This window comes from Deltaproteobacteria bacterium, from assembly GCA_009930495.1.
Lineage (GTDB): Bacteria > Desulfobacterota > Desulfovibrionia > Desulfovibrionales > Desulfomicrobiaceae > Desulfomicrobium.
On record RZYB01000454.1, the window covers coordinates 1 to 1122 of the forward strand.

At 61.1% G+C, this 1122-nt stretch carries 1 protein-coding gene; it reads left to right on the forward strand.

What is annotated here, in order from left to right; translation table 11 throughout:
- Nucleotides 1-1122 (forward strand): TonB-dependent receptor (locus tag EOL86_15415; GenBank protein ID NCD26958.1); only part of this gene is annotated, 1122 nt, incomplete at both ends.

A 1122-nucleotide genomic window follows, 5' to 3' on the forward strand; every position in this document is an offset into this window, starting at 1 on the left:
GCCAACGACATCGATTTCACGCCCATCGACCTGATGGCCATGAGCATCGGGTCCGAAACGCGCGGCGTTTCCCAGGAACTGCGTCTGCATTCCACCGACGACAGCCCCCTGCAATGGATCGGCGGCGCGTTTCTGCTGCACGAGGAACGTGACGGCCAGGCCGATACCTGGATGAATTTCATGAATATGGGCATGGGTATGCCCGGCGAGACTCTGGGACTGAAAAACACCACCACGACCAACGGCTTCGCCCTGTTCGGCGAGGCCTCCTACCTCTTTTTCGAGCGTCTCAAGCTGACCCTTGGTCTGCGCTACGACCTGGAGCAAAAGGATTTCAACTACCGCCAGACTCCGGGCGGTCCGGTGCTGGGCATGATGGGCTATGCCGATCAAAGCGGCTCACAGGACGACACCTTTGAAGCGTGGCTGCCCAAGGCGGCCCTGAGCTACGCCCTGACGGAGGGAATCATGCCCTACGCCAGCGTTTCACGCGGATTCAAAAGCGGCGGATTCAACACCATCGACAATCTGGGCCGCCCCTATGAGCCCGAATTCACGTGGAACTACGAAATCGGGGTCAAAACCAACTGGTTCGACAACCGACTCCAGGCCAACCTCGCCCTGTTCCACATCGATTGGACCGACGTGCAGGTGGAAGTGCCCACGGCCGGCGGCACCTCGACCTACATTGAAAACGCCGGCGAGGCCACCAGCCAGGGCGTCGAGCTGGAGGTGCTCGCCCGACCGCTGCAGGGCCTGGAACTTCTTATGGGTGGCGCTTACACCGACGCACGCTATGAAGAATACACCAGCGGCGAGAACGTCTACGACGACAATCGCTTCATCGACTCACCCGAATACACCCTGAACCTGGGGCTGACCTACCGACTGCCAGGTACCGGCCTGTTCACCAACATGCACTACGCCCGCTTCGGGGCCATCGCCTTTGACCCGGCCAACACCCGGGAGCAGGACGACTATGGCGTGCTGAGCGCCAAGGTCGGCTATGAGGGCGAAGGGTACGAAGTCTACCTGTACGGCCGCAACCTCTTGGATGAAGAGTATGTCACCCGGGCGTTTGCCGTGAACGACGCGTGGTATGGCCGGGCCGGAGAGCCGCAG